15 protein-coding genes are annotated in these 18381 nt (G+C 59.5%); 10 read left to right on the forward strand and 5 right to left on the reverse strand.

Features of this window, described 5'->3' with window-relative positions:
• Positions 1-13: 13 nt before the first annotated feature.
• The 3 genes from argE (at position 14) to G5S35_RS27565 (ending at position 4103) form a co-directional block, all read left to right on the forward strand.
• A complete protein-coding gene (gene argE, locus G5S35_RS27555; RefSeq protein ID WP_183039518.1) occupies positions 14-1207 on the forward strand; it encodes an acetylornithine deacetylase in 1194 nt (397 codons plus the stop codon).
• Between the two features lie 113 nt (positions 1208-1320).
• The gene (locus G5S35_RS27560; RefSeq protein WP_065058642.1) at positions 1321-2724 is read left to right on the forward strand and encodes a purine-cytosine permease family protein; all 1404 of its coding nucleotides are present in this window, start codon (positions 1321-1323) and stop codon (positions 2722-2724) included.
• A gap of 29 nt (positions 2725-2753) precedes the next feature.
• A complete protein-coding gene (locus G5S35_RS27565) occupies positions 2754-4103 on the forward strand; it encodes a flavin-containing monooxygenase (RefSeq protein ID WP_065058644.1) in 1350 nt (449 codons plus the stop codon).
• 73 nt (positions 4104-4176) lie between these two features.
• Here the strand turns inward: G5S35_RS27565 and G5S35_RS27570 are convergent, their stop codons facing one another.
• The 5 genes from G5S35_RS27570 to frmR all read right to left on the reverse strand — a co-directional run bounded on the left by G5S35_RS27570 (position 4177) and on the right by frmR (position 7234).
• Positions 4177-4671, reverse strand: coding sequence for a lytic transglycosylase domain-containing protein (locus tag G5S35_RS27570; protein ID WP_082991777.1), 495 nt, complete (start codon positions 4669-4671; stop codon positions 4177-4179).
• A 22-nt stretch (positions 4672-4693) separates the two neighbouring features.
• Entirely contained in the window at positions 4694-5035 is a 342-nt protein-coding gene (locus G5S35_RS27575) for a hypothetical protein (protein ID WP_183039519.1), read from the reverse strand.
• A gap of 4 nt (positions 5036-5039) precedes the next feature.
• Entirely contained in the window at positions 5040-5417 is a 378-nt protein-coding gene (locus G5S35_RS27580; RefSeq protein WP_065058858.1) for a hypothetical protein, read from the reverse strand.
• 300 nt (positions 5418-5717) lie between these two features.
• On the reverse strand, positions 5718-6830 hold the full coding sequence (locus tag G5S35_RS27585) for an S-(hydroxymethyl)glutathione dehydrogenase/class III alcohol dehydrogenase (protein ID WP_074986954.1): 1113 nt from the start codon (positions 6828-6830) through the stop codon (positions 5718-5720).
• A 128-nt stretch (positions 6831-6958) separates the two neighbouring features.
• Entirely contained in the window at positions 6959-7234 is a 276-nt protein-coding gene (gene frmR, locus G5S35_RS27590) for a formaldehyde-responsive transcriptional repressor FrmR (RefSeq protein WP_065058649.1), read from the reverse strand.
• 257 nt (positions 7235-7491) lie between these two features.
• On the opposite strand from frmR, the gene G5S35_RS27595 reads away from it, so the two are divergent.
• The 7 genes from G5S35_RS27595 to G5S35_RS27625 all read left to right on the forward strand — a co-directional run bounded on the left by G5S35_RS27595 (position 7492) and on the right by G5S35_RS27625 (position 18380).
• Positions 7492-10458, forward strand: a complete 2967-nt coding sequence (locus tag G5S35_RS27595; RefSeq protein ID WP_080180885.1) for a type VI secretion system Vgr family protein — start codon at positions 7492-7494, stop codon at positions 10456-10458.
• Positions 10458-12929: a phospholipase D-like domain-containing protein gene (locus G5S35_RS27600; protein WP_183039520.1), complete on the forward strand. Its 2472-nt coding sequence runs from the start codon at positions 10458-10460 to the stop codon at positions 12927-12929. The genes G5S35_RS27595 and G5S35_RS27600 overlap by 1 nt, the downstream gene beginning before the upstream one ends.
• Positions 12929-13942, forward strand: coding sequence for a T6SS immunity protein Tli4 family protein (locus G5S35_RS27605; RefSeq protein ID WP_176081769.1), 1014 nt, complete (start codon positions 12929-12931; stop codon positions 13940-13942). Before G5S35_RS27600 ends, G5S35_RS27605 begins: the two co-directional genes overlap by 1 nt.
• Positions 13943-14081: 139 nt before the next feature.
• On the forward strand, positions 14082-15236 hold the full coding sequence (locus G5S35_RS27610) for a T6SS immunity protein Tli4 family protein (RefSeq protein ID WP_074986951.1): 1155 nt from the start codon (positions 14082-14084) through the stop codon (positions 15234-15236).
• Positions 15233-16282: a T6SS immunity protein Tli4 family protein gene (locus G5S35_RS27615; RefSeq protein ID WP_237181492.1), complete on the forward strand. Its 1050-nt coding sequence runs from the start codon at positions 15233-15235 to the stop codon at positions 16280-16282. Before G5S35_RS27610 ends, G5S35_RS27615 begins: the two co-directional genes overlap by 4 nt.
• Complete coding sequence (locus G5S35_RS27620) at positions 16279-17331, forward strand: T6SS immunity protein Tli4 family protein (protein WP_124263267.1); 1053 nt, start codon at positions 16279-16281, stop codon at positions 17329-17331. Before G5S35_RS27615 ends, G5S35_RS27620 begins: the two co-directional genes overlap by 4 nt.
• On the forward strand, positions 17328-18380 hold the full coding sequence (locus G5S35_RS27625; RefSeq protein ID WP_124263268.1) for a T6SS immunity protein Tli4 family protein: 1053 nt from the start codon (positions 17328-17330) through the stop codon (positions 18378-18380). The genes G5S35_RS27620 and G5S35_RS27625 overlap by 4 nt, the downstream gene beginning before the upstream one ends.
• Position 18381: the final 1 nt, after the last annotated feature.

The raw sequence follows: 18381 nt of genomic DNA on the forward strand, positions 1-18381 counted from the left end.
ACAAGGAGACGCCATGTCCCACACACGACTCGATTCGACACTGTCGCTGCTGCAAACGCTGGTCGAATTCGACACGCGCAGCGCGCGCTCGAATCTGGAATTGATCACGTTCGTGCGAGAGTATCTCGCGGGCTTCGGCGTCGAGGCTTCGTTGAATTACAACGCGAGCGGCGACAAGGCGAATCTCTACGCGACGATTGGGCCGCGCGATCGTGCGGGACTGTGTCTGTCCGGTCACACGGACGTCGTGCCGGCAGACGGCCAACCGTGGACCGTGCCGCCGTTCGCGCTCACGCGCGAAAACGCTCGCGTGCTCGGCCGCGGCACCGCCGACATGAAGGGATTTCTCGCCTGTGTGCTCGCGAGCGTGCCGTACTTCGTCGAACATTGCCGCACGCTGCCGATCCATCTCGCGTTCAGCTACGACGAGGAAGTGGGGTGCCGTGGCGTGCGCGGCTTGCTCGACGAACTGGCGCGCGCGCCGTTCAAGCCGCTCGCGTGCATCATCGGCGAGCCGACCAGTATGCAGGTGGCGATCGCGCATAAGGGCAAGCGCGCGTATCGCTGCTGTTTCAAGGGCCTCGCGGGCCATTCGGCGCTCACACATCTCGGCGTGAACGCGGTGGATTTCGCGGCGGAATTCGCGGTGCATCTGCGCCGCACGAGCCGCGCGCTGCGCGAATCGGGCCAGCACGATGCGCGTTTCGAGCCGCCTTATACGACCGTGCACACGGGCAAACTCAATGGCGGCATTGCACTGAATGTGATTCCCGATCGCGCGGAACTCGAATTCGAAGTGCGCAATCTGCCAGGCGATTCGATCGATGCCATCGTGCAGGCGGCGCGCCGTTTCGCCGAAGACGAACTCGAAGGCGAGATGCAGGCAACGCACGCGGACACCGGCATCGAATGGCAGGAACTCGTCGATTACCCGGCGCTGGCCGCCGATTCCGACGCGAACTGGCTGCGCGATATGGCCTGTGAACTCACGGGCGACGAAACGCTGCGCACGCTGTCGTTCGGCACCGAAGGCGGTCTGTTTCAGCGCATCGGCATTCCGACCGTGGTGTGCGGGCCGGGTTCGATCGAGCAAGGTCACAAGGCCGATGAATACGTGGAAATCGCGCAGCTCGAACGCTGCCTCGGCTTCCTCGAAAGGCTAGCGATGAATTTGCCCACGCGCGTGCCCGGTTACGCGAACGCATAACGCGATAAACGCCGCACGCACAACACACACGCTTTTTCACAACAGACGGACGCCGCGAATCGCGAGCGCCCACGCACGATACGCGCGCACGCGCGCGGGATGGGAGAGTTGTCATGTCAGCAGAGCGCGGGACCGTCCCGCTTATCGAAAAGCACACGATCGGCTATGTGCCGCCCGAGGACCGCCACGGCAAGGTGCGCGATCTGTTCACGCTGTGGTTCGGCGGCAATATCGCGCCGCTGCCCATCGTCACGGGCGCGCTGGGCGTGCAGATCTATCACCTCAATCTGTTCTGGGGCATCGTCGCCATCGTGATCGGCCAGGCGGTGGGCGGCGTGCTGATGGCGCTGCATTCCGCGCAAGGTCCGCAGATGGGCATTCCGCAAATGATTCAGAGCCGCGCCCAGTTCGGTTCGTGGGGCGCGCTGCTCGTGACCGTGATCGCGGGCGTCATGTACGTGGGCTTCTTCGCCTCGAACATCGTGCTCGCGGGCAAGTCGCTGCACGGCATCGCGCCGACCGTGCCGGTGCCGGTCGGCATCGTGATCGGCGCGGTGGGCTCGGGTTGTATCGGCATCATCGGATATCGCTTCATACACGTGCTCAATCGCATCGGCACGTGGGTGCTCGGCATCGGCATCGTGGTGGGTTTCTGGATGATGCTCTCGCACGTGCAGAGCGCAGACTTTCTCACGCGCGGCGGCTTCAATCTCGCGGGCTGGCTCGCGACGGTGTCGCTTTCGGCGTTGTGGCAAATCGCGTTCGCGCCGTACGTTTCCGACTATTCGCGCTATCTGCCCGAGGACGTGGGCGTGGCGTCGACCTTCTGGGCCACGTATCTGGGTTGCGCGCTCGGTTCGACGCTCGCATTCGTGTTCGGCGCGGTCGCGGCGCTCGCCGTGCCGCCGGGCGTGGACACGATGGACGCCGTGAAGCAGGCCACCGGCGTGCTCGGCCCCGTGATGCTCGTGCTGTTCCTGCTGAGCGTGATCAGTCACAACGCGCTCAATCTCTACGGCGCGGTGCTCTCGGTGATCACCTCGCTGCAAACCTTCGCGTATCGCTGGATTCCCACCTCGAAAGCGCGCGCCGTGCTCTCCGTCGTGATTCTCGTGGCGTGCTGCTTCGCGGCGATTGGCGCGTCGAGCGATTTCGTCGGTCACTTCGTCGACCTGGTGCTCGCGCTGCTCGTGGTGCTGGTGCCGTGGACGGCCATCAACCTGATCGACTTCTATGTGATTCACGCGGGCCGTTACGACATCGATTCGATCTTTCGCGTGGATGGCGGCATTTACGGCCGCTTCAATCCGCAGGCGCTGATTGCGTACGCGGTGGGCATTGCGGTGCAGATTCCGTTCATGAATACGCCGATGTACGCGGGCCCGGTGGCGGCGCATATCGACGGTGCGGATCTGTCCTGGCTCGTCGGCCTCGTGGTGACGTCGCCGCTCTATTACTGGCTGGCTTCGCGCGACAGCGCGTACCGGCGTCGCCAGCACGCAGGCGTGCCGGTGTGAATGCAAACTTTTCGCAGAAGGAAACCGCAATGACTCTCGAAACGACAACCATCGATACGCTCGTGGTGGGCGCGGGCCAGGCCGGCGTGGCCATGAGCGAACATCTCGGCAAGCTCGGCGTGCCGCATCTCGTGCTGGAGCGCGACCGCATTGCCGAACGCTGGCGCACGGGCCGTTGGGACTCGCTGGTCGCGAACGGTCCCGTCTGGCACGACCGTTTTCCGGGCATGGCCTTCGACGATCTCGATCCCGATGCCTTCGCTTCGAAAGAACGCGTCGCCGACTATTTCGTCGATTACGCGAAGCAGATTAACGCGCCCATTCGCACCGGCGTGGAAGTGAAGAGCGTCGAGCGCAAAAGCGGCGAGGCGGGTTTCGTCATCGAAACGAGCGAAGGCACGATCGAAGCGCGCCGCGTGGTGGTGGCGACGGGACCGTTTCAGCGTCCGGTGATTCCGCCGATCGCGCCGCAAACAGAAGGGCTCCATCAAATCCATTCCGCCGATTACAAGAACCCGCAGCAGCTTCCCGCAGGCGCGGTGCTGGTGGTGGGCGCGGGCTCGTCGGGCGTGCAGATTGCCGACGAACTACAGCGCTCGGGGCGCCAGGTGTATCTCTCGGTGGGCGCGCACGATCGTCCGCCGCGTGCGTACCGGAATCGCGATTTCTGCTGGTGGCTGGGCGTGCTGGGCGAGTGGGACGCGGAGGTCGCGCGCCCCGGCCGCGAACACGTGACGATCGCGGTGAGCGGCGCGCGCGGCGGCCAGACGGTGGACTTCCGTCTGCTCGCGCAACAGGGCGTGACGCTGGTCGGTCTGACGAAGGCCTTCGATAACGGCGTGGCGACGTTCCAGGCGGATCTCGTGGAAAACATCGCGCGCGGCGACGAAAACTATCTCTCGCTGCTCGATGCCGCCGATGCGTATATCGAACGCAACGGGCTCGATCTGCCGGAAGAGCCGGAAGCGCGCCGCGTGTATCCGGACCCGGTGTGCATGACGCAACCGATTCTCGAACTCGATCTTGCGCAGGCAGGCGTCACGTCGATTATCTGGGCAACGGGCTATGCGGTCGATTACAACTGGCTGCACGTGAATGCGTTCGACGAGAAAGGCAAGCCGAAGCATCAGCGCGGCGTGTCGAGCGAGCCGGGCATTTATTTCCTGGGTTTGCCGTGGCTGTCGCGACGTGGATCGAGTTTTATCTGGGGCGTGTGGCACGACGCGAAACACGTCGCGGATCACATCGTCACGCAGCGCAAGTATCTGGCGTATCAGGACGCCACGCAGCGCGAAGCGCAAGTTCTGCGCGATGAAGCGACGCAACGTGAAGCGACGCAACGCGAAGCGCGCGCGCTCAGCGGCGTGGGCGTGAATTGATGAAGTGATTTGTCAATGCGCCGGTGTTCGCACTCAATTGATAACGCGAACACCGGCGCGTTGTATCGCGCATTCAATGCCCGCGCTGTAATTGACCCCAGCTGACCAGAATCGCCTGAATGCTGCGCGCGTAGGCATCGCGTTCGTGCGGCGATTCCGAGTGATAGGCGCCAATCGCGCGCCACGTATTGCCGTATCGCACCATCTTCTGTTTGAGCAGCCACGCGGCCACGAAGATATTCACGCACGGATCGATGAGCGCGCGATGCGGAATGCCCTGACGCGCCAGTTCCGAAAAATGTATGGAATTGATCTGCAATTGGCCGACGTCGATCGAGCCATTGGTGTTGTGATTGATGGCGGCGGCGTCGCCTTTCGATTCGCGCCATGCAACGGCGCGCAGCACCAGCGGATTGACGCCTTGATAGGCGCCGGCCTTTTCGAAACATTCATCGGCGGTTTCGGCCGCGCGCGCGACGCCCGGATTGCCGAGCGCGGTGCACAGCGCGAATGCGCACGCCAGCACGCATCGCACGCGACTGACCAATGAAGCGGGTGGCGTCTGCATTGTATGTTCTCCGCTGACGCGCTTAATGCGCAAGGGCGACATCGAGTTGCCGCTCGACATCCTTCAAATACGCGCGCGATGCGTCCGAGACCACCAGCCGCGGCGCGGGCATCGTGCAATGACAATCGCACACGCGCGATGCTTTCTTCTTGCGCGCGCTGTGCGTCGGCGCAGGCGATTCGTCGTCGTCATTGCTCGAAGGCGGCAGCATCGCGAGTGACGGCAACGGCGGATAAACGGCGGACGGCGAGGCCGAAGGCGCAGCCGATGCGAGCACGGTGGCGCCAGCCGATTCGGCACACGCCTCGGAGGCGAAGTGCGCGCAGAGCGCGAGCATGGCCGCCGCGAAAATCGTCGTACGCATGCGTTCAGCTCCCCGTCTTCGGCGGCTCGATCGCCACGCTGTACGTCTGGTTCGCGCCCGCGGTGAGATTCTCCAGCACCGGCTTTTGCGCCTGCCGTGCAGGCACGCCCTTCCAGATCGCTTCGTTGATATAGCGGAGATCCTGACCGAGCGCGGTCACGCGAATCACCGTGGGTTGCTTCTGCGCGGCGGCGAGTGCGCCCGCTTTCGCGAGCACGGCGCTCAATTGCGGATCGCGCGCGCCGAGTGCATCGGCGGGAATGTCGAAGCGCAGGACCGAAGCCGATGCCGGCGCGTTGCCGCTTTGAGCGGTATTGCCCTGGGGCAGTTGTGCGCAGCCAGTCACGGCAAGTACGGCGAGAAGGAAAGCGAAGCGCAACACGTCCAGCTCCAAAGTTTCGTGGCTATGTGCGCGTTGTCGGCCAATGGCGGATCGACTTGAGAGTCTGGCGGCAAACGTTTGCCAAAAAGAAAGAGTTTGCTCGCGAAAGGCGGCTTGCCGGAATGCGGCTGCGATGTCGCGCGCGTTCGCGCACGGAATTGCTTCGTCGATTTCGCGCGATTACATCTGAAGAATAAGGTAAATCGCGCGATTCGTATGATGGATGCGTTTAAATGAAAATGCCCGCGCGCCGTGATCGGACGCGCGGGCATTCGCGTCATGGCATCAGATTAATTCACATCATGCATAGTGAACGACGGTGCGGATCGACTTGCCTTCGTGCATCAGATCGAAAGCCTCGTTGATGCCCGCGAGATCCTTCGTATGCGTGACGAACGGCGCGAGCTGGATCTTGCCTGCCATCGCGTCCTGCACCATGCCAGGCAGTTCCGAGCGGCCCTTCACGCCGCCGAACGCGGTGCCGAGCCAGCGGCGGCCCGTGACGAGCTGGAACGGACGCGTGGAGATTTCCTGACCCGCGCCCGCCACGCCGATGACCACCGACTGACCCCAGCCGCGATGCGCGCATTCGAGCGCCGCGCGCATGACGTTGACGTTGCCGATGCACTCGAAGCTGTGGTCCACGCCCCAGCCCGTCATCTCGACGATCACTTGCTGGATGGGCTTTTCATGATCCTTGGGATTCACGCAGTCGGTCGCGCCGAACGCCTTCGCGAGCTCGAACTTGCCCGGATTCGTGTCGATGGCGATGATGCGGCCTGCCTTCGCGAGCTTCGCGCCTTGAATGACCGCGAGGCCGATGCCGCCGAGACCGAACACGGCGACCGTATCGCCTTCCTGCACCTTGGCCGTGTTCTTCACCGCGCCGAGGCCGGTGGTCACGCCGCAACCGAGCAGGCAGACCTGTTCCGGATTGGCTTGCGGATCGATCTTCGCGAGCGAGACTTCGGCCACGACCGTGTATTCGCTGAACGTCGAGCAGCCCATGTAGTGATAGACCGGCTGGCCGTTGTAGCTGAAGCGCGTGGTGCCGTCGGGCATCACGCCCTTGCCTTGGGTGGCGCGCACGGCCACGCACAGATTGGTCTTGCCGCTCTTGCAGAACAGACATTCGCCGCATTCGGCCGTGTAAAGCGGAATGACGTGATCGCCGGGCTTCACGCTCGTCACGCCTTCGCCGACTTCCACGACGATGCCCGCGCCTTCATGGCCCAGCACGGCGGGGAACAGGCCTTCCGGATCGTCGCCGGACAGCGTGAAGGCGTCGGTGTGGCAGACGCCCGTGTGGGTGATCTTCACCAGCACTTCGCCCTTGCGAGGCGGTTCGACGTCGATCTCGACGATTTCCAGGGGCTTGCCCGGGCCGAATGCAACAGCAGCACGTGATTTCATAGCAATCTCGGTATCGGTTAGGAAAGGAGTCGACCAGTCGACCTTGGGGCCGCGCGGGCGGCCGGATGTTGAAACGGATTGAACGCGCGCTCATGCGCGTGTTTAGCGTACGGGTTTAGCGCGGCTGTTCAACGTAAATACGAACGCACAAGAGAAACCACCTCTTCGATGGGTTTGTCGGGCGTGCCGTTCGCTGCCGCGAGATGGGAAAACTCCTCGCGCAGATGACTCTCCAGTACCCCGGCCATCAGCCCGTTGATCGCGCCGCGCACCGCCGCGATCTGCTGCAGGACCGGACCGCAATCCGCGCCTTCCTCGAGGGCGCGCTCGAGCGCGTCGATCTGCCCGCGCACGCGGCGTACGCGGGCGAGAACGCGCTTCTTCTCTTCGGGGCTATGGGGCATAACGAGTCCAGGTGGGATACTGCACGGGAGTATCCTAGCATACTCGGTGGGAGTATGTTGGACAAACCCGTGCTTTAGCTGCCGACGCCTCGGCGCTAAGCCAAGCATAGTCAATGCGCATGGAGCGCGCTTATTCGACACGTCTGCTTACATTTAAAGCGCCGGACTGCGCGTCGATTATTCATACAAAGCGTGACCGGAAATCGACATAACAGTAAGATTACGCATTCAAGAAATAACGAATAACAGAGGCGAAGATGGGGGTGGGGAATATAAGCAGTCTGATAAGCGGGGCCGCATTGCTGCAGGACGGCCGCCTGCTCAAACTCGATACACCGCTCGGCGATAATGTATTGCTGCCGCAGCGTGCCATCGGCCATACCCGTATTGGCCGCGATTACGGCTTTACGATTGACGCCGTCGCTACGGACGAAAACGTCGATCTGAGCAAGCTGATCGCGCAGCCCGTCACGCTGTGGCTGCAGCAGGCCGACCAGACGTATCTGCCGTATCACGGCTACGTCCACACGGCCCGCCGGCTGGGCGCGGACGGCAGTTTGACGAGCTATCAGCTGGAATTCGCCTCGTGGCAGCACTTCCTCAAATTCCGCTCGGACGCCCGCATCTGGCAGGACAAAACCGCCGACGCCATTCTCACCGACGTCTTCAATGCGCATCCGCAAGCGCAGGGCGCATTCCGCTTTGTTATTCAAAATGCATTGCCTTCGCGCTCGTTTTGCGTGCAATACGAGAGTGACTGGAATTTCTGCCAGCGGATTATGGAATCCGAAGGCCTGTTCAGCTATTTCGAACAAGCCACTGATGGGAAATCGCACACGGTCGTAATTACCGACAATATCGGCGCATTGCCCGCTTTAAATCCGCAATCGGTTAATTTTTACCGATCGGGCGTGAATAGCGAAACCCATGCGCTGGTGCAATGGAGCGGTACGCGCACATTGCAAAGCGTGACGCTGGCTACGCGCACATTCGACTACAAGTCGCCTTCTACGTCGGTGAATCCCAAAGGCACGTCGGTGCCGACGCTGGCCACGCAGGGCAATCTGCCGCAGCAGGCCGAAGTCTACGAATACACGGGCGCGTACACCTACGGCGAGCAGTCGCGCGGCGACACGCTCAGCGAAATCCGCATGCAGGAGTGGGAGTCGCGCGCGAAACGCTTCGAAGGCGCGGGCGCCGTGCGCAATCTCGACGCCGGGCGCTGGTTCGAACTCGACGGCCATCCGGTGCACGATGCGGACAGCCAGCAGGATCGCCAGTTTGCGGTGATCGACGCGCGCTGGTTCATCGAAAACAATCTGCCTGCAACGACCACGCAGACGCAATCGTTTCCGCACAGTCTGCAAAGCGAACTGGCCGCGATCAAGAGCGCGAATCAGGGCGACAGCGACGCGCTGATGGTGAAAGCCTCGGACGGCAGTGAAGGTTTTCTTTTGGTGAAGATCGAGGCGCAGCGCAAGGCGGTGCCGTATCGCAGTCCGCTTGACCATCACAAGCCGGAAATGCGCATGCAGACGGCTATCGTGGTCGGGCCGTCGAACGAAGAGGCGTATACCGATTCGCTCAATCGCATCAAGGTGCATTTCCATTGGGACCGCCTCAATGCGGGCGATGAAAACGCGTCGTGCTGGATACGCGTGGCGATGTCCGATTCGGGCAGCAGTTATGGCGGCGTGCATGTGCCACGTGTGGGCGAGGAAGTGATCGTGAACTGGCTCGACGGCGATTGCGATCGACCGTTGGTGACGGCGCGCGTCTATAACGGCGCGACCACGCCAAACTGGCACTCGAACGGCATTCTCTCGGGCTACAAGTCGAAGGAATACGGTGGCAGCGGCTATAACCAGCTCGTGATGGATGACGCCACCGGCCAGAATCGCGCGCAACTGTACAGCACAAGCGCGAATTCGCAACTGCATCTGGGTTATCTGGTCGCGCAAAACGCGAATTCGCGCGGCGCGTATCTGGGCAGCGGCTTCGATCTGAAGTCGGATGCGTTCGGTGCGATCAACGCGGGCCAGGGCCTGTATGTGAGCACGTACGCGAAAAGCACGACGAGTCAGCAACTCGATGTTGCCGAAGCGCACTCGCAATTGACGAACGCGCAGGAGACGATCGACGCGCTTTCGCAGGCGAGCGAATCGCACCAGGCCGAGACCTTGCAGGACGGCACGAATGCGCTCAAGACCTTTGCGAGCGCCACGCAATCGACGAAACAAGGTGCGAGTGCGAGCGGCGGCAATACGGCTGGCGGCGGCACCGGTAGCGCGAACGCATTCACCGATCCGGTGATGCTGATGGCGAGCCCTTCGGGGATTGCGCTGTCTACGCAGCAGTCCGCGCATGTGACCGCCGCACAGCAAATATCGGTTATTAGCGGACAGAGCGTGCAAATCGCGAGCGGTAAATCGCTGATTGGCGGCGCGGTGGAAAAGATCAGTCTCTTCGCGCAGCGCTCCGGCATCAAACTGTTCGCGGGTAAAGGCAAAGTCGAAGTGCAGGCGCAATCAGATAACGTCGAACTCGTTTCGCAGAAAGCCACACGTCTGATTTCGGCGACTGAAAACGTCGAGATCGCGGCGAAGAAAGAAATCGTGTTGACGTCCGGCGGCGCGTATATCCGCATCAAGGACGGCAACATTGAAATTCACGCGCCCGGCACGATCGACGTAAAAGGCACGCAACATAGTTTCGCCGGCCCGGCGCAGCAGAATTATCCGCTGCCGGTATTCGCTCAGGCCGAAACGCAAGGACCGGTCGCCTTCAATATGGTGCTCGCGGATATGCCGGGACCGAACGGCCATCCGTACATCAATATGCCGTGGCGCATCGTCTCCGCGCGGAGCGCGAACGACGCGCACATGTCATCCGATTTCATACTCAGCGGCAAGAGCGATTCGACGGGCAAAGTCGCGTTGTCCGCCGCCGATCAGAAGACGCTGCACGACGCCTGGAACGCCACGCCCGGACAGATCTGGCTCGCCTACGGTGGACAGGTGCATTCGCTCGCATTGAGCCGCCAGACCGCGGACTGGACGGAGAGCGACCGCTTCTACGAAGCACTCGACGCAATGGGCTATAGCCAGCGCATGTACGTCACGGAACAGGGCGATGTCGATCAGGGCTTTGCGAAACTCGCGCGCCAGGAATGGCAGACCGAAAGCGATGGCACGTTGTTGGACAAGTTGAAAGGAGAGGCTTGATGGAGGCCACATCGCTCGAGGGAAGCACGGGGTTGCTTTTCGACGCGTCGCCGATTAAAACGCTGCGCCAGATTATCGATGAAGCCGGGAACGCGTTGACGTCCAACGCAGCGGACAACCGTTGGGTGCTCTCCGATCAGTCGTTCTCCTGGCCGCGCGCGGGCAACACCGTCACACCGTTTACGACCGGCAAGAGCTATTTCAAGAAACTGGCGGAGGAGCTCGAAGGCGCGCAGAAGTCGATTTATATCGGCGGCTGGCAGGTGAACTGGGACGCGCAATTCGCTCCTGGCGGCCTGCGCCTTTTCGACGTGTTGCTGAAAGCCGCGCGCGCCAATGCCGGGCTGAAAATCTACGTGATGCCGTGGAAGCATTCGCCGCCGATCCAGACGTACGACAAGCAGACCGTGCCGGTGCTCGAGGCGATCAACGAACTGGTTGGGCGCAAATGCGTGACGGTCACGCTCGCTGCCTCGTTAGCCGATGAGGATCCGGGTTTCTTCAGCCATCACCAGAAGTTCGTGGTGATTGACGAGCACAAGGCGTTTATCGGCGGCATGGATGTGTGTTACGGCCGTTTCGATGACGAAACCTACGATCTGCACGCGGATGCGGAAGGACGCGAGGGCCTGAATCGCTACAACGGCTGCATACCGCATTTGGGACATGTGAAGCCGGAGAAGCTTGTCGATCCGGATTTGCTCACCGGCGCCTATGACAATCACCCTACGTTTGGTGGACTCTGGACGTCGAATCGCACCGAGATTCTGAAGAAAATCGAAAATGGCGCGGTGCAGACGGACTATAGCGGCGAGACGCCCTACTGGTCGGCGATGTCGCGTCCCACCGGTCTTTCCCCCAGCGACGCCACGCTCGACGCCACGCGGCAGCCGCGCATGCCGTGGCAGGACGTGCACGTGCTCATTGAAGGACCGTCCGCTGCGGATATTGCGCGCAATTTCGTCTATCGCTGGAACAGCGAGGGCGGAGAGAAGACGCCGCTCGATTTGCCGGCGGAGCCTGAGTTCGTTTCGGGGGGCTGCACGGTGCAGGTCCTGCGCAGTGCGCCGTTCAAGATGCGCAAGGCTGAATATGCCGCCTTGAAGGACGATGCGAAGAAAGACGTTACGCAGCCGACTGGAAAACAGTGCGAAATCGCGCTGGCCATGAAGAACCTCATCGAAGGTGCAACGTCGTTTATTTATATCGAGAATCAGTTTTTTGTTTCGGCGTTTGGGGTGGAGCATACCGACCCGAGCAAGACTGCGGCGGATTTGAAGTCGACGGATCCTTTGTCCGGTCCGGCCGCCAAGGTCAAAGCAAGTGGTTTCCAGGAATGGGCAACGCATCTTGTCTCGGACAAACCCAACGAAGCGCCGAAGAATTTCATCTGCGAGGCGCTGGGGGAGAGGATCGGCAAGGCGATCATGTCGGGCGCGAAGGAGAATTTCCACGTCATCATTACGCTGCCGGTTCACCCGGAAGGGAAACTGAGCGACGGCAATATCATGGCGCAGGTCCACTGGACCATGCAGACGCTGGTGTTCGGCCCGTTCAGCTTGCTGAATCGCGTGCGACGCTATATCAAAGCCAGGGAGTTGCGCGACAAGAAGGTCGCCGACTGGAAGAAGGTGACGACGGATGCGAACGATCGTCGGTACGAAGACGTGGATATGGAGCGCTGCAATGACTATGTCACGCTGCTCAATTTGCGCAATTGGGCAAAGTTGGGTGATCGCTATGTGACGGAGCAGATCTACATCCACACCAAGATGATGATCGTCGATGACCTGTTTGCGCTTCTGGGCAGCGCGAATATCAATGACCGCAGTATGCTGGGATCGCGCGATTCGGAAATCGCCGTGCTCATCTCGGATTCGGCGAAAGAAAAGCACGATATCAGTGGGAATGGGGACGTCCGGATCACCCGCAATTTCGCGCGCGAATTGCGCAAAGGCGTGTGGAGCAAGATATTCGGTCTCACGGGGAAAGTGAGGCCGGCTGAAGCGCTGAGGAGCGCGGTGGATCAGCCCGCGAATCCGGAGAACTGGAAGAAGATTCAGCAGGTGGCGGACGCGAACCGGCTGATTTACGAGGCGGCGTTTGATTTTATTCCGCGGAATACGGCGGCGGATGCAGTTGGTGGCGCCGAGCCTGTGTATGCCTCGATTTGGCCGACGTGGGAAGCGGGCAAAAAATCAACTGGCGGTAGAATGCCATTCGACGAAGAATTCTGGTCAAAACCGCAACATACTAATGCCGCGAGCCAGTTGACTGGAGTGCTGGGTTTCATGGTGGCATTGCCGATTTATTGGACCAGAAACGAAAACAATAACCTCGGTTATGCCATTTCTCTTGTGGCAGATAACAACGCGGTGCCCGTGAATCCGGTCGATTTTTCGTCGGATCGACATACGGAACTATCACAGGCCTCGCAGGCCACGGATCAGTCTGCTGGGGAGCAAGTTTAATGACGAAAGTAAGTCGAGGTAGGTTTGTCGCGTTGGCTATCGCAATAGCGTTGAACCCATCGCAGGCCTTTTCAGCTCCGCAACAAGAGTGTGTAGGTCGATACCGCTTGACGTTACCTGGCGAAGCTGACACCGCTCTAACAACGGCAAAGGCGTTTCGCGAACCGCAGGCTGCGAATATTCGATTCTCCGATGGGTTGGCGGCACCGTTATCCTCGTTTATCTACAACGGGACGTTCTATATCACGGATGCCATCACGCACGATGGCTATGAGGCGCTCGTCAATACGATGAAGAGTCGTGTCGCGGCGAGTCGGGACAGGCCGTTTCAGGATCAGCGGCTCTCGGTGTTGCCGGTGCAGGATACTGCGTCGTTTGCCTGGTCTGGACGTGGTGGTGCGGCTTTCTACGCCTTCAAGGACGGCAGAACCATCACGTTTCTCACAAAATCGGAGGACGTACAGCAGGCGAGTAACGACGCGCTCGAAGTTCTGGCTCATTTGGAACCACGTAGCGCAGGAGATGTTCCAGTTGAGCCGGGCGTTTGTCTTCCCAGTCTGTTCGTCCAAACGAGTCAGGCAGACAAGAGCCGCATAGTTGGCTCAACCTACCGGTTGAAAAGCCACCCGGATGTGCTGATTTTCTTCCGGGATTCCAAAGCGTTAAAGGACCAACCGAAGCTAACTTCGCGTCAGGAAAACGAATTCGTGTGGACCAGCGAGTTCGGCGTGGGCAAAGCCGTCAAACTGCACGGTGCGCGCCCGTGGCGCACAGTCAAGCTCGATGGCCGAGAAGGCGTGGGATCATTCGGTACAATCACGAGAAACGACGATTCGACCGATTACGGCTATCTCGTGACGGTGCAAGGCGATCCAGAGGCCTCAACCGACACACCCGACTTGCTCTTGTACGTCGAACGCAACGCCTCCGCATCCCAAGGAAAAACTCCCGTCACCGCCGACGAACTCGAAAAAATCGGCGAAGAAATTGCCGCTTCGATCAGGCGTCGTTAGCGCGATCTGCCTGCAATGCGGCCACGACACACGACTACCCGTCATTCGCCTGCACGTGATAAACCGCCCACGGCAGATCACAAACCGCTCCTTCAGTGGTTTGCTGGCCTGCTCGCGAACAAAGTCATCGAATGGCGCAATGCCATTCGATGACGAGTTTTGGTCTAAACCCCGTCAATGCGAAGACGCCGACAAACTCAAAAATCTGACTGGATTTACTGTGTCATCGCCAATCTATTCTGATGCAGACGACAAGTTCGCGAAGTGGGTCGATCGGGTGAAGAATATTATGGTGGAGAACTTCAGGATGATGTGTCGAAGTGCTGTTTTGCTTATGGTCGCCATGCAATTTTCGCAAGCACAGGGCGCACAGCAGCAAGAATGTGTAGGGCGTTATAGTTTGACTTTGCCCTCAGAAACCGACGTTGCCATGACCACCAGGACAGCATTCATCGGCCAACAGATTTCGCCTATACGGTTCGGGGATGACAAGACTGCGCGATTGTCGTCCTTTATATACAACGGCACCTTTTCGATCAGTAGGAGCGTGTCTCGAAGCGAATTCGACCAATTTATCAAGGAGGCGAAAGCAAACGCGGCGGCAAGCGCCACCAAGCCTTACGCCAGTCAGAGGTTTAGTATCGTCGTTAGAAGCGACCCAAATAGTCTGGTGTGGAAGGGGCCAAAGACGTCTGGTTTCTATACGTATATTGACGGAACGGCAATCGAATTTGTAGGAATATCGTCTTCCGGGCAAAGCGCTGTCGAAACACTTGAGCACAGCAAGGCGCGCGGCGATGGCGAAGCGCCTCACGTTCCGGGAGTATGTTTGCCTGGTATATTTGTGATGAGCGATCAACCCGATTATGTGCGCGACGTTGGCGTGACATTTCGCCTGAAGTCGCATCCTGATGTGTTGATCTTCGTTCGAGACTCGAAAGCCTTCCCGAATCAACCTAGGCTCACATCGCGTCAACAGCGTGAGTTGCTTTGGACGGGCGGCTTGGGCGTTGGCAAAAAAGTGAAACTACATGGCGTATTGCCGTGGAGTGGCGTCAAGCTCGATGGACGAGAAGGCGTGGGCTCGTTTGGCACGATAACGAGAAGTGACGATTCGATGGACTACGGCTATCTCGTTGCTGTACAGGGCGATTCCGATGCAATTACCGACACCCCCGACCTGGTGCAGTACGTCGAGCGCAACCCCTCCGCATCTCAGGGAAAACCGCCTGTCAGCGCCGATGAGCTCGAAAAGATTGGCGAAGAAGTAGCCGCTTCGATCAGGCGTCGATGAGCATGCCGGCCCCATTCTCACTTGCGAGCGCGGCAAGCACCAAGACAGCAAAGTTCGGCGCGATGCGAGGATTATCAATCTTGCTTCTCTTCATGCTGAAGACAACGCACGCGCTAGCCGTGCCGCAAGAAGAATGCGTAGGCCGGTATCGTTTGGAGTTGCCTTCTGAGGCCGAGGCCGCGATGACCACGGAAAAAGCATTCATCAGCGGGCAGGACGTGCCGATTCGGTTCTCGGACAAATTGGTCGCACCACTGTCCTCGTTTGCGTATGACGGAGCGTTCAAGATCAGTAAAGACGTTTCGCAGAGTGATTTTGACGCGAAGCTAAAGCGCGCCAAAGAGAAGGTGTTGGCGAGTGAAAAGGATCCTGCTGCGGCTCAGCATTTCACCCTATTGCCCGTGAGTGATGAGCGAAGCGTCGCATGGAGTAGCGAAAAGGGCGCAGGTTTTTACACCTACAAGATTGGAACCGCAGTTTCATTCACGATCGATTCGATGTCGCCACAGCGAGCGCTCGATATTCTGGCAAATGTCAGCACGCGTAAAGATGGACAAATACCTGCTTCACCCGGTGTATGCATGCCGGGCTTATTTGTCGCTAGCAGTCAACCTGACGACGTGCGCAACATAGGCGTCACCTTCAGATTGAAGGCACATCCGGATGTGCTGATTTTCTTCCACGACTTGAAAGTGCTGAAAGATCAACCCAAGTTGACCTCACGCCAGAAGAACGAATTCGTCTGGACCAGCGAGTTCGGTGTGGGTAAGGCCGTCAAATTGCACGGCGTGTTCCCGTGGCGCACCGTCAAGCTCGATGGCCGCGAGGGTGTGGGGTCATTCGCCACGATCACACGCAATGACGATTCGACGGATTATGGCTATCTCGTGACAGTGCAGGGCGACTTTAACGCCTCAACCGACACACCCGACTTGCTCTTGTACGTCGAACGGAACGCATCCGCAGCGCAGGATAAAACGCCCGTCACCGCCGACGAGCTAGAGAAAATCGGCGAAGAGATAGCCGCCTTAATCAGACGCCGATGACCACGTTGAATGTCCTTTCCCCAGGCAGCGGTGCGAGATACGGGAAGACCGTTATGCCGCCAAAGATGCGTCGATCAGCAGCGTTGCTTCTCTTCATGCTGTGGGTAGCGCAAGCGCTGGCGGCACCACAGGAGGAATGCGTCGGCCGGTATCGGTTGACCTTGCCTTCCGAAGCCGAAGCCGCAATGACCACCGAAAAGGCCTTCACAGGTCGACAAAGCTCGCCGATTCGCTTTTCGGACGATGCGATTGCGCCACTTTCTTCGTTTTTATACAACGGCACGTTTTTAATCAGCAGAAACGTTTCTCAGGACGAGTTCGATGTCGTTGTCGCGCAAGCCAGAAGCAATTCTGCCGCGAGCGCCCAGAGCCCATACGCAGACCAGCGGTTTAGCGTTGTGAAGGTAAGCGGTAAACAGAGTTGGGTTTGGAAAGCGGCCACGACGTCTGGTTTCTTCACCTATATCGACGGAACGGCCATTTCGTTTTTGGCAAGATCTGGTGCGGAGCAGCGCGCCGTCGACGCACTCGATCATATCAAGGTGAGGGCTGACGGTGAGGTGCCTACGACGCCTGGAGTGTGTTTGCCTGGTGTGTTCATATCGAGCAGCCAGCCTGACTATTCACGTGAAGTTGGGGTGACATTTAGACTGAAAGAGCATCCAGACGTGTTGATCTACTTTCGTGACGCAATAGCTTTGACGGGGCAGCCGAATTTTACCTCACGCCAGAAGAACGAGTTTGTCTGGACCAGCGAGTTTGGCGTGGGCAAGGCGGTCAAACTACACGGCGCGTTTCCGTGGCGCACTGTCAAGCTCGATGGTCGCGAAGGCGTGGGCTCGTTCGCCACCATCACGCGTAGAGACGACTCGACAGACTACGGTTATCTCGTGACCGTGCAAGGCGATCCCGATGCTGCGACCGATACGCCCGACCTGCTGCTCTATGTCGAGCGTAACGACGCCGCCTCCCAAGGCAAAACCCCCGTCACCGCCGACGAGTTAGAGAAAATCGGTGAAGAAGTGGCGGCTTCGATAAGGCGTCGATGAGCGTGCCGAACCCTTTCTCGTCACTTGCGAGCGCGGCAAGCAAGACAACATCAAAGCCGGTGGTGCCGCTTCGATCAGTGTTGTTGTTGATCTTCATGCTGAAGACAATGCACGCGCTGGCTGCACCGCAAGAGGAGTGTGTAGGGCGATATCGTTTGACTTTGCCTTCGCGGGCCGAAGTCGCCATGACCACGGCGAAGGCGTTTACCGATGGTCAGGTGGCACCTATCAGATTCGCCGACGGAATGGGTGCACCTCTTTCTTCGTTCGCCTACGACGGCACATTTAAAATCACCACAGGCCTTCCACCGAGCGACTTTGACGCGCGAGTGAAACGGGCCAAAGATCAGGTCGCAGCGAGCGCAAAGGAGCCTTACGCAGATCAGCGGTTTGCCGCGCTTCCGGTAAATGACGCCAGGAGCTTTGCGTGGCGAAGCACAAAGGCGGTGGGTTTCTATACCTATAAGGATGGGACTGCAGTCTCATTTCTCACGAGGTCCGTCTCCGAACAACGCGCACTTGAAGTTTTAGCGCACGTCAACACGCGAGCCGAGGGCGAGGTGCCTGCGAAGCCCGGCGTCTGTTTGCCGGGACTCTTCATTTTCAGTGACCAACCTGACGATGTACGCAACATCGGCGTGACATTTCGGCTCAAGGAACATCCTGATGTGCTGATTTTCTTCCACGACTTGAAAGTGCTGAAAGATCAACCCACGCTGACCTCACGCCAGAAGAACGAGTTTGTCTGGACCAGCGAGTTCGGCGTGGGTAAGGCCGTCAAATTGCACGGCGTGTTCCCGTGGCAAACCGTCAAGCTCGACGGCCGCGAAGGGGTGGGATCATTTGGCACGATCACACGCAATGACGATTCGACGGATTACGGCTATCTCGTGACCGTGCAGGGCGACCTTAACGCCTCAACCGACACACCCGATTTGCTCTTGTATGTCGAACGCAACGCCGCCGCATCCCAAGGCAAAACCCCCGTCACCGCCGACGAACTCGAAAAAATTGGCGAAGAAGTCGCCGCATCGATCAAGCGTCGCTAAC

It is taken from the genome of Paraburkholderia tropica, assembly GCF_014171495.1.
Lineage (GTDB): Bacteria > Pseudomonadota > Gammaproteobacteria > Burkholderiales > Burkholderiaceae > Paraburkholderia > Paraburkholderia tropica.

Excerpts from the sequence above, each read along its gene's own strand:
- G5S35_RS27565 (WP_065058644.1), top strand. The coding sequence starts at position 2,754 with ATGACTCTCGAAACGACAACCATCGATACGCTCGTGGTGGGCGCGGGC.
- G5S35_RS27605 (WP_176081769.1), top strand. The coding sequence starts at position 12,929 with ATGACGAAAGTAAGTCGAGGTAGGTTTGTCGCGTTGGCTATCGCAATA.
- G5S35_RS27570 (WP_082991777.1), bottom strand. The coding sequence starts at position 4,671 with ATGCAGACGCCACCCGCTTCATTGGTCAGTCGCGTGCGATGCGTGCTG.
- G5S35_RS27575 (WP_183039519.1), bottom strand. The coding sequence starts at position 5,035 with ATGCGTACGACGATTTTCGCGGCGGCCATGCTCGCGCTCTGCGCGCAC.
- G5S35_RS27615 (WP_237181492.1), top strand. The coding sequence starts at position 15,233 with ATGAGCATGCCGGCCCCATTCTCACTTGCGAGCGCGGCAAGCACCAAG.
- frmR (WP_065058649.1), bottom strand. The coding sequence starts at position 7,234 with ATGCCCCATAGCCCCGAAGAGAAGAAGCGCGTTCTCGCCCGCGTACGC.
- G5S35_RS27585 (WP_074986954.1), bottom strand. The coding sequence starts at position 6,830 with ATGAAATCACGTGCTGCTGTTGCATTCGGCCCGGGCAAGCCCCTGGAA.
- G5S35_RS27610 (WP_074986951.1), top strand. The coding sequence starts at position 14,082 with ATGCCATTCGATGACGAGTTTTGGTCTAAACCCCGTCAATGCGAAGAC.
- argE (WP_183039518.1), top strand. The coding sequence starts at position 14 with ATGTCCCACACACGACTCGATTCGACACTGTCGCTGCTGCAAACGCTG.
- G5S35_RS27625 (WP_124263268.1), top strand. The coding sequence starts at position 17,328 with ATGAGCGTGCCGAACCCTTTCTCGTCACTTGCGAGCGCGGCAAGCAAG.
- G5S35_RS27560 (WP_065058642.1), top strand. The coding sequence starts at position 1,321 with ATGTCAGCAGAGCGCGGGACCGTCCCGCTTATCGAAAAGCACACGATC.
- G5S35_RS27600 (WP_183039520.1), top strand. The coding sequence starts at position 10,458 with ATGGAGGCCACATCGCTCGAGGGAAGCACGGGGTTGCTTTTCGACGCG.
- G5S35_RS27595 (WP_080180885.1), top strand. The coding sequence starts at position 7,492 with ATGGGGGTGGGGAATATAAGCAGTCTGATAAGCGGGGCCGCATTGCTG.
- G5S35_RS27620 (WP_124263267.1), top strand. The coding sequence starts at position 16,279 with ATGACCACGTTGAATGTCCTTTCCCCAGGCAGCGGTGCGAGATACGGG.